The organism is Micromonospora sp. NPDC047793 (genome assembly GCF_040642635.1).
Taxonomy (GTDB): Bacteria; Actinomycetota; Actinomycetes; order Mycobacteriales; family Micromonosporaceae; genus Micromonospora.
In genome coordinates this window covers 1-12,662 of record NZ_JBEYSG010000020.1, presented here as the reverse complement: position 1 = coordinate 12,662, position 12,662 = coordinate 1, and the positions used below count along the sequence as shown (strand labels likewise).

The following is a 12,662-nucleotide window of genomic DNA, read 5'->3' as shown; positions in this document are numbered from 1 at the left end:
CCAGCGACGGCGCTTCGGCCCGTGGTGAGCTGGCCCCGCCACGTCAAGGTAGGCCGGAGCTACCTCATTACCGTGGATATCGCCGCCGACCTGCCTGAGGACTGGCCGTACGAACGAGAGGAATACTCTGTCGGTTGCGTCATCGAGGGACCTGCTGGGGTCACGGTTACGGCGAGCGGACCGAGCACCCTCGTCGTACATCGGTTCGGTGGCACTTACGGCCCCGTGGCCTTTATCGCGAGGGTGGGTGAGGTGTCTGGCCCGCTAGATTACCTGCGCCTGACCCTCATTACCGCCGGTGGTCTACCCTTCCACACAGTCAACCTGGCCATTGATGCTGAGCTGACCGATGGAATGTTTCATACTGGAAACGACCCATGGGAATCCCCGGCAGGCCGCATTCGTTTATGGGAAGCGTCGGAGAACGAAGCCGACGTGCTAGCCGGCCCCTTGGTGGGCCGAGAAGCCGAGCTGCAACTCATCGAGTCCGAGCTCCTAGCGGATATCACTCCTGGTGGTACCGCAGCGGTCATCCTGAGCGGCGTAGCTGGAGTGGGAAAGAGTCGGCTTCTGCAGGAAGCATCGTCGCGGTTGAGCGCAGCTGGCGCTGTGGTCCTTCGCGGCACCTGCCTACACATTGGTGATTCTCCGCTGCATCCACTTATTCACGCGCTACGTCGCCTCGATACAGATCGAATGGCCGGGAACACTCGCGTGGCCTCCGCAGTGCGCGAGCTGCAGCAGATGGCCGCTGACCGGACAGCAGCTCCGGACGGAGCGGGTGCCCTGTTAGAACGGGTATCGCGAGGGCTACGCCTGATCGCACAGGGCTACCCGCTGGTGCTGGTGCTAGACGACCTCCAGTGGGCCGATCGGAGCACCCGTCAACTGCTGCTCTATCTGCTCGCCGGGCTCGGCGACCTGCAACTGTCGGTTCTCGCCGCGGTCCGCGCCGAGTCGTTGCAGGGTGCCCATCCGCTGCGCCGAGTGCTGACCGAGCTGCGCCGGCTGCGATCGGTGCGGGTGCTTGACCTCGGTCCGTTAGATAGGGGAGAAACCGAGCAGCTCGCGGCTTCGATCGTAGGTGAGCCACTTCCCTCGGAAGCGGCTGAACAGCTGTGGCGGCGAAGCGGCGGGAATCCGCTCGTCGTCGAGGAGCTCTCTCGGGATATGCGCGAGGGCCGAGACGATTTCTCGGACACCCTGCGTGAGGTCTTCTCGGCCAGGGTGGATGCCCTACCTCAGCCGGCCCACCGGGCCGTGCACGCGGTCGCCGCTGGCGCGGAACCGGTCGAGCACTGGCTGCTCGCTCGGGTGGTCGGATTACCCGAGCATGACCTACTGGAGGCTGTCCGCGCGGCGGTGTCGCACCGGTTGCTGGTCGGTTCCGACGATGGCTATCGGCTGCGTCACCGGCTCGTGGCCGAGGTGTTGGAGGACGAGCTGCTGCCGCCCGAGCGGAGGGTGCTGCACCGCCGCTACGCCGAGGCGTTGACCTCGGCGCCGGGCGAGTTGCAGCAGGCCCGGTTGGCCCACCACTGGCGGCTGGCCGGTGAGCCGGAGCGGGCGCTGCCGGCGGCGGTGGCCGCCGCCGAGGAAGCCGAGCGGCTGCATGGTTACGCCGAGGCGCACCGGCACTGGTCGGTCGCGGTCGAGCTGGCCGAGGGGCTGCCCGGTGTCGACCGGGCCAAGCTGCTCGCACGGGCGGCCGAGGCGGCCCACCACTGTGGTGAGTACGCCCGTGCCCTGGCCCTGTTGAAGGAACTGGCCGACACCGATATTCCGGCCTGTGAGCTGCACATCCGGCGGGCCCGTTACCTGGCCGCCGCCGGCCGTTCGGCGCTGGCCGAGGTGGAGTATGAGCAGGCGCTCGCCGTCGCCGACTGCACCCCAGGGCAGCGGGCCACCGCCGCCGCCCGGCTGGCAGAGCTGCTGCTGCAACTCGGGCGGTACGCCGAGGCGGGCCAGCGGGCGCGGGAGGCGCTGGCCTTGGCCGAGCAGGTGGACGGGGCGACCACCGAGGTGGTGCTGGCCAGCGCCGCGCTCGGCTTCTCCGAGGCATGCTTGGAGGATCCGGACACGGGCCTGACGGTGCTGCGCCGGGCGCTGGCCACCGCCGAGCGGGCCGGCCGTCCGGAGGACGTCGCGCTGGCCTACCTGTATCTGGCCGAATTGCTGACCGGGCCGCTGAACATCCTTGAGGAGGGGGTGGTGGTCGCTCGCCGAGGTGCCGAGCGGGTGGCTGAGCTCGGGTTGGGCCGTTCCTACGAGACCCGGCTGCTGGCCATCGCCACCAATGGACTGTTCCGGGTGGGGCAGTGGGCCGAGGCGGAGAAGGTGGTCGCGACGGCGCTGCGGCACGGTCCCTCCGGCGCGGACGCCGTCGAGTTGCTGCTGGCCCGCTGCCGGTTGTCGGTCGCTTGCGGCGAGGTCGAGGCGGCCGACCGGGATCTGGACGCGGTGGCGACGATGCTGGCCGGTGGTGGTTCGCGGCACGTCATCCCGCTGCTGACCCTGCGCGCCGGGCTAGCGATGTGGCAGGGGCGGCACGACGTGGCCCGGCACGCCGTACAGCGTGGTCTGACCGAGACCCGCTCCGATGACCTGGTCATTCTCGCGGTGCTGGTCTGGCACGGTCTGCGCGCCGAGGCGGAGGCCCACGCGAGCCGTACCGTCGCCGTGGACGACAACGCGGTGCGCCGTTTGCGCGAGATCGCCGACCGGGTGGCGTCGCGCAGCGAGCGGGCTGCCCGACCGGTGCGCTACGTGGTCGACGGATACCTGGCGTTGTGCGCCGCCGAGGTGAGCCGACTCGACGGGACGGACCCGGAGCTCTGGGCGCGGGCGGCGGCGGAGTGGGATCACCGCAACCATCCGTACCCGGCGGCGTACTCGCGGTTGCGTCAGGCCGAGGCGTTGCTGGCCAGCCGCCGCGAGGCCGCCACCGCCGGAAAGCTGCTGCGCCAGGCGTACCAGACGGCGCAGGCGCTCGGCGCGATGCCGTTGACCGAGGAGATCCGTACGCTCGCCGGGCGGGCCCGGGTCGCGCTGGAGGAGCGCGGTCCGGTCGGGGCGACGACGCCCGACGGGTCCGCCGAGGAACTGGCCGCGCTGACCGCCCGGGAGCGGGAGGTGTTGGCCGCGGTGGCCGAAGGGTTGACCAACAAGGAGATCGGCCAGCGGCTGTTCATCAGCGAGCGGACCATCGGCGTCCACGTGTCGCACATCTTCGACAAGCTCCAGGTGCGTACCCGCGTCGAGGCCAGCATGATCTTCTTGCGCAATCGAGGGTGAGTGGCAACACCACGGCAGTCCAAAGCCGCGCTCAGGTCGACAGGACAGCACCGAGTAGGCCGACCTGGGGCAGGGCCCGCAGCGTGGTGCCCGATCGGTAGCGGGTCGTCACAGGTGGGCAGACGGCAGACGTGACCGTCCCGGTTTGACGGTCTCCGCGCGACAGGGGCGGCCGCGCCAACGATCCAGGGCTCTTGCATCGGCGAGGCAGCTCTCACTCGACATGTGTACGGCCGTTCGCCTTTTCGAGTCATAAGCGAGCTTTTGTGAGGTTTTGGGATCACTGTCGTTGCTTGACTTCTTGTGACTGCCTTCGCTCGGCGTGCTGAGCAGGGCTCGCCGGTCCGTCTCGCGGTTCGGCGCCGATGCGTTCCGTGGGTAGAGGAGTGACTCGATCATGCGCCGAGCCGCGACCATGTTCATCACCGCCGGGATCGCTCTGGTGACGGCGGCCGTCGTACCTGCACCGGTGTCGGCCGCTGACGGTAAGCCGCGCGGCGGCGGCAAGACGTGTCCTGCCGAGCGGGTGCTGGCCCAACCACCGTTCCCGCCGACGAACGTGGACACGCGGTTTCACCCTGAGCCATGTCGATCAGGCCGAGTGGTACGCCGAGATTTACAGCGACGTGGAACTTGACCTCGGACGGTGGGACCTTAGGAAGCGCGTCGACCGGATTCTCATCGGCGCACCCCTGTGGGTGCGCACCGACGCTCGCCAACCGGTCACCCGCTACCACGAGGTGCGGAGGTCCCTCGACTCCAAGCACAGCAAGCTGTCACGCTAACTCGACGGACGCCAGCGGCGCCGCACCCGCTCGGCGCGCTGCGATCCCGCCGACGATGCGAGGGTCGAAGTATGTCCTTGCCGGCGCTCCACGAACAGTCACCGGTCCGAACCTGGACCGAGCAAGAACGTTTTTTACAGCCACCACGGTGACGCGCCCCCGCTCTTGCTAGGCAGCGCTGGGCTGTCCGAATCAAGATCCACACCAGAATATGAACTATTAACTGCATCTGTGAAGAAGGGCGCCGCCTCCGCCTGCCCAAGGGCGGGCGGAGGCGGCGGCCTTCTTCTGCGTTCCGGCTTACAGGACGAGCACCTACACGTCCTTTGCCCCCACCAGCTCGAGGTTGTCGATGGACATGCCCGGCTGGACGGTCACCTCGAACTCCAGGACCACCTCACGCTCGAAGCCGATGTACGACTTTCGCTCGTTCCAGTCGAACGTCCAGATCTCCACGCCGCGGTCGCCGTACGTGTCGTGCTTGAACATGAATCCGTCGAGGGTGACCCGGGCTCGAATCTCTGCGGTTCCGACTTCGGTTCCACCCTCGTACGCCTCAGCCGGGTTCCAGTCCAACGTGTCCAGGTCCGGCTCAACATTCTGGACCGAGATCTCGTCGACCAGGTCACGCGGCAGCTCGACGTCGCTGAAGTTAAGGCCGGGCACGTAGAGGTCATCCTCCCCCGGCACCTCGACCATCTCGCCGGCCAGGCCCTTGCAGAGCGACGCGATCTCCGCGCGAAGCATTTCCTTCACCGACGGCGCGGCCTTTGCCAGCGCCTCGAACATGAAATTGGATGCCTGCTCGGACCGGATTTCAGCGAGAGCGGTACGGAAGGAAACAGCACTCTCGTCCGCCCGCTGCCTGGCTGCGGCGTACTGCTCCTCGATGCGGCGCTCGGCCTCGGCCCTGGAGATCTCCAGCTCTATGGCTAACTCTTCGGTGAGGTCGGAGTCCTCGCGCATCACGTTCAGCGCCTCGGCGTACCGGAGTCCGTACGCCGCCGCGAGCCGCTTGGCCTTGGGGTTCTTGTTGCTCATGACGGTATCCATGTCTCCCGGAGGTAGCTCCCACGCCGCCACCGCCGGGTGCGATTGGAGTACCCGTCAGTGGTGAGTTTGGTCTGCGACGAGCCTTGCGAGCCCTTGTCTCTCGATGTCGCGCTGGGGCGTGGGCCTCGGGCGACAGGAGGAACGGGTGGCGCAGTGCCACCGCTACCTCCAGTATACCTGCCGAAGGATGGTCCTCAGAAGCACGGAACGCGCTCGCGATGGCCCGGTGTGGAGGGATTCCAAAGCATGGACGTCAACTGGCGTGTCTGCCGCCACGCCCACCTCGCTCGCCCTGACCACCGCCCATCGGGGTGCCGGACGATCAGGCCCGCTGAGCGATCATCGCCCCACGATGGTGTGGAACAGCATCAGCGCACCCCCCGCAGCACCGCCGCCCCAGAGCACAGCTGATGGGAGAGAATGCTCGGTCAGGTACGACAGCCCACCGGCGAGCACGCCGACGATGAGCGCGAGGAGCAGCACGACGGCGGCGCGGACGGTCAGCAGCGGGCCAGGGGGCGACGGTGTCACGAAGACCTCCGATTCAGGTGGTGAACGACGCCCGGCTGTAGGTCCACATCGGGGAGACACCCCACGCACGCGACAGGTTTGAGCTGCGGAAAAGGTTCACAGAAATAGTTTGGGAAAGTCCGTGGGGTGACCGCCCCGGGCACACCTACAAGGGGTCGGCACAAGCGAGACGACCGAAAGGGCGATGGTGGTTGGCAGCGGCGGCGCGGCGGGCGAGGTGCCTGCGGGCGAGGCGTACACGGCTGCTTTACAACCTCCCGACCGTGCCGATTTCATTCTGGGGCAGCCCGTTCCGCTGCGGGACGTGCTCGCCAACATGAACAAGGTCTTCGGCGATGACACCCGGCGGCTGCAAGAAGCCCTGCAGCGCCGTGAGGCCGACCGGCTGCTCCTGGCAGACCTCGCCGCCGGGGACTTCATCGGCCCCCGGTATCGGCGCTTCGAGGACGAACTCGCTGCCTACGGCATGGCAGTGCTCCGCGGCTGGATGCACTCCGGGTACATCTTTACCGTGAGCGCCGCACGGGGGTTCTCACTTAACCCCAGCGAGGCCGAGCTGGAGGAACTGTCCCGCGACTCGGACGCCCGGGAGGAGCTGGCCATCATGACCGTCGCGCTGGCGCTGCCCCGATTCCGCAAGAACGCCCTCGTTGGTGGCGGCTGGCGGTTCGAGGGTGGCGCGAGCCTGGCTACGTACTTCATGGGTGCCTGCCTCTACGAATTCCCCAACCAAATGCGTACGCGCCGGGCACAGCGCAGAAGGTGGCACCTGCAAGATCACGGCGATCCAAGCCTCGTCACACCCGTGGAGAGCAGCGTCGACGACCCGGCGTTCATCACCGTCGGGAACCAGCGGGTTCGTGACGACCTCACCCGGGCCGACGCACGGACCCGCGCGGTTGTGGCACTCACCCTGGACGGCTACAGCCAGGAGGAGATGGTCGAACTGCTGGGCGAGACCTCCGTCCGCGCGATCGAGGGCGTGCTGCACCGGTGGCGCAAGAAGGAGAAGACGGCGCATCAGGGAGGTGGGCCCCGTGGCTGAGCACGACGGCGACCTAGATCGCTTTGAGGAGCTCTTGCAGCGTTCTTCTCTTGGCACGCCCGGCGCCCGCCAGCTTCGCCAACGGACTGATGCTGCTCATATCGAAGCGGTCCGGAGGATTTACCAATTGCGTAGCCGGATGGTGCACTCCTCGTCGAAGGACAGCACAGCGGCGGCGATTGAGTTGGTCGAGTACCTGACCAAGCTCGGCTATCACGGGCAAGCCGATCATCTGCTGCACGAGGCATTCCCAACCGGTGAGGGCGCCGCTATGGCCAACTTTGCGGCGAGGATGGCAGCGCTGGCCGCGCTGCGTGAACATCGGAAGCGCCGACGCTCCCAGAGCGACAGCCCTCAGCAGGAGCAATTGTTCGATGTTCCCGACGAAGATCGAACAGGCATAGCCACACTCACCCTCACGGCGTCCGATGATCGGTTCCCCGACGACGACCCCCGCTGGCAACACGAGCTGCTGACGCTGTACCTGGCCCTGCATCGACAGGTCGACGCTGTGGCAATTACGACCAAGGGCTCGCCGTACCACGCTGAAGCTGACGATCGACCCCAGCTTGTTCTGCTCGTTCCGATCTCTCCTTCCACCGTCAATGTGATCTTCGTCGGCCTGCGTAAGTGGGTAAACAGAGAGCCGGGCCGCCATCTCGACATCAACTACACCTCGGCAGAGTGGTCCTTCCGTCGGACCCTTCACCATGGCCCGAGCGGCTCACCGCTCACCGCAGACCTCCCCTCCCGCCTCGCAGGCGAGTAAGGGGACACCTACCTGGCGCCTGCCTTGCCCTGCTCACCGGACGGCGTCCCGAGGGTCCGGTGGCCGGGCGCCACCGCGCCAGCAGTTCGGTGCGGGCCCGCGCCACCGCCGGCATCTGCGGCGAGTGGGTGCCACCCCCCGCTGAGTCGGGCGCTGAGCGCGCGTCCAGTGCGGCGGGGGATGACCACCACACCGCCATCCGGTCCTCGCCGCGCATGCTCGATTCCGCGGCATCCGCCGCCTTCCACCGGCCGGCCGAGGGCCGCATGGCCTCGGGCCACCGCGCAGCGACCCAACGTGCGTCAAGGTCCGCTCGATACGACGGACCGGGCGGTAGTCCGCTCCTACCTGGGTGGGTCGATGGCAGACGGGGTCGTGAGGACTTCGCCCGCTGGGCGTAGGAGACAGGCAGATGACCCGCCGGTCGGGCCGGTCGGAACAAGCCGTTGTCCGACGGCGGAGCTACAGTGCTGATGCCGCCAGCAACTCGGTCCATGGCTTCTGGCGCAACCCCGCAGCTGCACGAAGGAGACGCGAAGCTCGATGGCCCTTGAGGTGGTGTATGGCGAAAGCCGCGATAGAGGCGTTGCGTCGAGCCTCGCGGAAGCCCTAAAAAGGAGCATCACGGAGGGGACTGTCTACCTTGGGTATCCGGTTCTCACTACAGCCGATGACCGCGTCGAGATTGACGCTCTCCTTATCAGTGAGCAATGCGGGCTAGTAGCATTTCTGCTCGCCGAATCAGTGCCTCACAGCCTGACAGATTGGAAGCATTTCGTCGATGCGCAGGACCGCCTCTATGCCACGCTTGAGGCAAACCTTCGCCGTCACGACAGCTTGCGCAGGGGGCGTCAGCTCGCAGTTAGGATCGAGACGGCTACGATCTTCTCTGGTCCGGTAGGTGCACCGCCGCTCGGCTCCGAAGGCAAGTACGTTGCCATCGAAGACGTGTCCGACTGGGTCGGTGAACTTCACGGCATCAGCCGCGACGAAGAGCGCTCCCTTCAAGGAGCACTTCAGCGGGTAAGCACCATTAAACCGGCCAAGAAGAGAACGTCTGTCAAGAAAGCTACCTCTAGGGGTGCGACGCTCAAGGTTATTGAGCGCGGCATCGCGAACCTCGACCGCTGGCAGAAGGCCGCCGCAATCGAGACGCCGGAAGGGCCACAGAGAATCCGGGGCCTTGCGGGCTCCGGAAAGACGGTTGTTCTTGCACTAAAGGCGGCTTACTTACACACTCAGCACCCGGAATGGCGAATTGCGGTCACATTTCATTCCCGGGCACTATATCAGCAGTTCCAAGATTTGGTTACCCGATTCACCTTCGAGTATAACAATGACCAGCCCGACGAGGACAGGCTCCAGATTCTTCACTCGTGGGGCTCCCGGTCGCGGCCGGGTATTTACAGCGAGATCGCCGCCGCTTTGAACACCACCCCTCGGGACTGGAACTATGCACGCAACGTCTACGGCATGGACAACGCCTTCCGCGGAATTTGCAAGGAGCTACTGGCCGTTGCCAGGGAGTCCGACCCCGAACCAATCTTTGATGCGGTACTAATTGATGAGGCTCAGGATTTGCCGCCCGAGTTCTTTCAGCTCGTCTACCTTCTTACGAAAGAGCCGAAGCGGATCGTCTGGGGCTTTGATGAGCTGCAGAAACTATCCGAGGCGGCAATGCCAGGCACCGATGAACTATTCGGCGTAGGGCCATCAGGGCAGAGTCTAGTGAGCCTAGATAACCGGGAGAACGAGCCCCGCCGAGACATCGTCCTGCCCGTTTGTTACCGCAACACGCCTTGGGCCCTTGCGACTGCCCATGCCCTTGGCATCGGGGTCTACCGTGACGGCGACCTGGTCCAACACCCGGACGACCCGAGACTGTGGGCTGAGATCGGGTACAACGTGATCCACGGCCACCTGCGCCTCGGCTCTCACGTTACCCTGGAACGATCGCAAAGCAGCTATCCAAGCTACTTCACGGAGCTACTCAATGAGGAAGATGCGGTTGTTCTTCGTAGTTTCGATGACCAGGTGTCTCAGGACACATGGGTCGCGAGGCAAATTGCCGAAAACCTGTCAACGGACGAACTCGAACACGACGACATTCTGATCGTTCTTCCCGACGTCTACAGGGCGAAGACGAGAGCACCGCGCCTCATGCGGGCACTGAAGGAGCAAGGAATAAATTCCCACTTGGTAGGCGTCAACTCTAGCGTCGACGAAGTGTTCGTCAAAGACTCCGTTGCTATCGCGCACATCTTCCGCGCGAAGGGGAACGAGGCACCGATGGTCTACGTCGTTGATTCTCAATATGCCACCGGTGATGTGAACGCTGTTACTCGTAGAAACACCCTCTTCACTGCAATTACCCGAAGTCGCGCCTGGGTGCGTATTGCAGGCTGGGGCGAGGACATGGAAGAACTCAGCACAGAGGTAGATACGGTTCGGCAGAAGGGCTACAAACTCGACTTCGAGATCCCAACGCCACCGCAGTTGGCAGCGATGCGCCGCACTGATCAGGACAGCACCGTCCAGGAGCTGGCGTCGCGCAAGAGAGCGACGGAGGGCTTGCGGGCTTTCATGGAGGCATACGAGCGGGGGGTGATCGATCTTTACGATCTTCCACCAGCGCTGCGGACGCGCCTGTTGGCAGCGAATCTGCAGGAAATGCCCGGTGACGACGACTAGGGTGGTGCGAGATGAGGTCAACAACCTTCTTGACTATCTGCTCGGAGCCGAGATAGCCGTCTTCTCAAACGTTGTCTCCATCACCGAGACGCGTGTTACATGGCACGCCCTCAACCCCACCGCTCCTTTTCTTGTAAATCGGGGGGACCCCTCTCTCGACGATTACAAGCACTGGGTCGAGGCGGGTGCCTACTCTGCTTTGCTGTTCGATGGTTCACTCTTACAGATCACCTACGATGTCGAGGGCGGCAAGATCGTCGGCCATCGGCTGGCATACATACCATGCCCCTACCGATTAGACCCGACAATGGTGAAAACCGATCCGATTCTCGATATAATCGATCTCCATGTCGACACGGAACCTACATCGATGGTGCTCCACTCATGGGTACGCTTCGATTTTGACCCTGAGGCTGCCGGTCCGAGCCATCCCGCTGCGCACATGACGATCAACGGAATGGATTGTCGTATCGCTTGCGCCGCGCCGCTGCACCTGGGCAGATTCGCGGACTTTGTATTTCGTCACTTCTACCCCGAAATATGGAGAGCCCACCTTTCATACTTCACAGCCGGCGCCCGCAGGGAAATCGGCGAAAGAACCATAACCGAGGAAGACAAGAACAGCCCTCATCTCCATTGGAATTGATGAGCAACTCCCGTCGCCGATTATGGGTGAAGGTGAGTTTCCGAGGCGATGCGTTGGGTGCCATTCGGAGAGGGGGCGAGCACGTCGGCCTGCCGCGCCATCAGAAGCGCGGACCTCCAATCCGGCGCACTATCCGACGGTGCCAATCGCCTACGATTGCATGGGCGGACACAGCGAACAAATCGCTCTATGCGAGAGACCAGTCGACATCTCCGTCCTTCACGCTGGCGTCGCTGAGTTGAGCGAGGGCCACTTGCTGCCCGGGAAGGATCGGCTGTCCACCGCCTCGCCGTGCAGGTTGACCATGCTGGTCGCCTGCGCGGCCAGGAACGCCGACAGGGTGGTGACCGCGGTAGCGACGATCGCGGTGTTGACGCCGGCCTCTTCGACGACAATGGCGGCACCGGCCCACGAGAAGACAGCGGAGCCGAAGGCAGTAATTGCCGCGATCGCGGCGACGATGAGCTTGGCTAGGACAACTTCCAGGGTGGTGTAGAAGGCTGCTCCGGCTGCCGCGCAGGCGAGGAGGTGACCTGAGGTGCTGGCCGCGAAGCTGTCCGCGATGACCTGTTCGCCTACGTGTTCGAGTACCTCGGTCATGACGACGGGGTGCTGGTCGTCGATGAGACCGGATTCCTGAAGAAGGGGATCAAGTCGGCGGGGGTGCAGCGTCAGGACTCCGGCAGGGCGTAGGTGTGCCGGGCTCACACTTCCTGACTCGATGGCTTCCGCTGTGCGTAGTTATGCCCTCACGTGATGACGTGATTCATGTTTGACTATGGCGCATGCGATCGGAGCAGGTACGGCTGGCGATCGACTGCGGAAGTGCCAGCACAACCGGGGTGGTGGCGTGGACGGACGGGTCGTGGTCGCCGCTGTCGTTCGACGGCGAGCCTGGACTACCGAGTGCGGTGCTGGTCGCCGACGACGGGTCGGTTGTGACGGGGCAGCAAGCATGGCAGGCGGCAGTGAAGCACCCGCAAAGATTCGTTCCTGTCCCCCGTCGCCCCGCCGATGAGCAAGTCAGCGTGGCCGGTAGGGAGATAGCGCTGGCGGATCTGGTGGCGGCGACGTTGCGGCGTGCCGCTGACGAGGCACGACGGCTCGCTGGCGGCGAGGTCGAGGATGTGCGGTTGGTGGTACCGGCGGGGTGGGGGCCGCGGCGTCGTACCTGGCTGCGTCACGTCGCGCATCGGGCAGGGATGCCGCAGCCGCGTCTGGTGGAGGCGCCGGTAGCGGTGGCGTCGCATCTGCTCGCCGGAGGTGTGCCTCTGCCGGTGGGTTCGGTCATCGTGGTGTGTGACCTGGGCGGCGGCGCCGAGGTGAGCGTCGTCCGCCGCAGTGCGGTCGGCTTCGAGATCCTCTCCACCCTCGCCGACCCGGAAGCCGGTGGTGACGCCATCGACGCAGCGATGACTGCCGCCCTCTCCCCCGTCCCGGTCGCTGCGGGGACCGGTGAGGAGGTGGCGTTGACGGCGAGTGTGCGGACGGCGAAGCATGCCCTGTTCGGGCATCCGGCGGTGACGGTGGCGGTGCCGTCCGGTCCAGCGGTGGTGGTCAACGACCTGGTGTTGACGCAGGCGGCACGTCCGGTCCTGAAGCGGGCGGCCGGTTTGGTCCGTCATGCGGTGGACGCGGCGGAGGTCGACCCGGCGACGGTGGCGGGGTTGTGGTGTGCGGGTGGGACAGCGCAGATGCGACTGGTGGCGGAGGTGCTGGCCACCGACACAGGTCTCACGCCGCTGCTGGTGCAGGATCCGCCGCTCGCGGCCGCGCATGGGGCGGCGGACGCCGGCGCGCGTAGTCCGGGCGAGGGCCCGGAGGTGGTGGTGGAGCCGTTGCCGTCGG

The 12,662-nt window shown here is 65.5% G+C and carries 9 protein-coding genes and 1 pseudogene; 7 read left to right on the top strand and 3 right to left on the bottom strand.

Features of this window, described 5'->3' with window-relative positions; all coding sequences use genetic code 11:
* Nucleotides 1-435: 435 nt before the first annotated feature.
* Nucleotides 436-3,294 carry an AAA family ATPase gene (locus tag ABZ738_RS28045; RefSeq protein ID WP_357218206.1) on the top strand — a complete coding sequence of 953 codons (2,859 nt, stop codon included), beginning with the start codon at nucleotides 436-438 and terminating at the stop codon, nucleotides 3,292-3,294.
* A 1,100-nt stretch (nucleotides 3,295-4,394) separates the two neighbouring features.
* Here the strand turns inward: ABZ738_RS28045 and ABZ738_RS28040 are convergent.
* Both ABZ738_RS28040 and ABZ738_RS28035 read right to left on the bottom strand, forming a co-directional pair.
* On the bottom strand, nucleotides 4,395-5,120 hold the full coding sequence (locus ABZ738_RS28040; protein WP_357218050.1) for a hypothetical protein: 726 nt from the start codon (nucleotides 5,118-5,120) through the stop codon (nucleotides 4,395-4,397).
* A 351-nt stretch (nucleotides 5,121-5,471) separates the two neighbouring features.
* A complete protein-coding gene (locus tag ABZ738_RS28035; RefSeq protein ID WP_357218047.1) occupies nucleotides 5,472-5,663 on the bottom strand; it encodes a hypothetical protein in 192 nt (63 codons plus the stop codon).
* Nucleotides 5,664-5,847: 184 nt separating this feature from the next.
* On the opposite strand from ABZ738_RS28035, the gene ABZ738_RS28030 reads away from it, so the two are divergent.
* The 4 genes from ABZ738_RS28030 (at nucleotide 5,848) to ABZ738_RS28015 (ending at nucleotide 10,814) form a co-directional block, all read left to right on the top strand.
* Nucleotides 5,848-6,708, top strand: coding sequence for a hypothetical protein (locus ABZ738_RS28030; protein ID WP_357218044.1), 861 nt, complete (start codon nucleotides 5,848-5,850; stop codon nucleotides 6,706-6,708).
* Complete coding sequence (locus ABZ738_RS28025; protein WP_357218041.1) at nucleotides 6,701-7,477, top strand: hypothetical protein; 777 nt, start codon at nucleotides 6,701-6,703, stop codon at nucleotides 7,475-7,477. The genes ABZ738_RS28030 and ABZ738_RS28025 overlap by 8 nt, the downstream gene beginning before the upstream one ends.
* Nucleotides 7,478-8,020: 543 nt before the next feature.
* Nucleotides 8,021-10,168 carry an ATP-binding domain-containing protein gene (locus ABZ738_RS28020; RefSeq protein WP_357218038.1) on the top strand — a complete coding sequence of 716 codons (2,148 nt, stop codon included), beginning with the start codon at nucleotides 8,021-8,023 and terminating at the stop codon, nucleotides 10,166-10,168.
* Nucleotides 10,155-10,814, top strand: coding sequence for a DUF2290 domain-containing protein (locus ABZ738_RS28015; protein ID WP_357218035.1), 660 nt, complete (start codon nucleotides 10,155-10,157; stop codon nucleotides 10,812-10,814). Before ABZ738_RS28020 ends, ABZ738_RS28015 begins: the two co-directional genes overlap by 14 nt.
* Nucleotides 10,815-11,033: 219 nt before the next feature.
* Here ABZ738_RS28015 and ABZ738_RS28010 read toward each other — a convergent pair whose 3' ends face one another.
* On the bottom strand, nucleotides 11,034-11,414 hold the full coding sequence (locus ABZ738_RS28010) for a hypothetical protein (RefSeq protein WP_357218032.1): 381 nt from the start codon (nucleotides 11,412-11,414) through the stop codon (nucleotides 11,034-11,036).
* On the opposite strand from ABZ738_RS28010, the pseudogene ABZ738_RS28005 reads away from it, so the two are divergent.
* A pseudogene (locus ABZ738_RS28005) lies at nucleotides 11,364-11,504 on the top strand (transposase); the annotation flags it as partial. The gene ABZ738_RS28010 and the pseudogene ABZ738_RS28005 overlap by 51 nt on opposite strands.
* Before the next feature lie 95 nt (nucleotides 11,505-11,599).
* Nucleotides 11,600-12,662 (top strand): Hsp70 family protein (locus ABZ738_RS28000; protein ID WP_357218029.1); only part of this gene is annotated, 1,063 nt, incomplete at its 3' end.

Bases quoted from the DNA above. Each gene is read 5' to 3' on its own strand.
- ABZ738_RS28040 (WP_357218050.1), bottom strand. From the start codon at position 5,120: ATGAGCAACAAGAACCCCAAGGCCAAGCGGCTCGCGGCGGCGTACGGA.
- ABZ738_RS28030 (WP_357218044.1), top strand. From the start codon at position 5,848: ATGGTGGTTGGCAGCGGCGGCGCGGCGGGCGAGGTGCCTGCGGGCGAG.
- ABZ738_RS28020 (WP_357218038.1), top strand. From the start codon at position 8,021: ATGGCCCTTGAGGTGGTGTATGGCGAAAGCCGCGATAGAGGCGTTGCG.
- ABZ738_RS28010 (WP_357218032.1), bottom strand. From the start codon at position 11,414: ATGACCGAGGTACTCGAACACGTAGGCGAACAGGTCATCGCGGACAGC.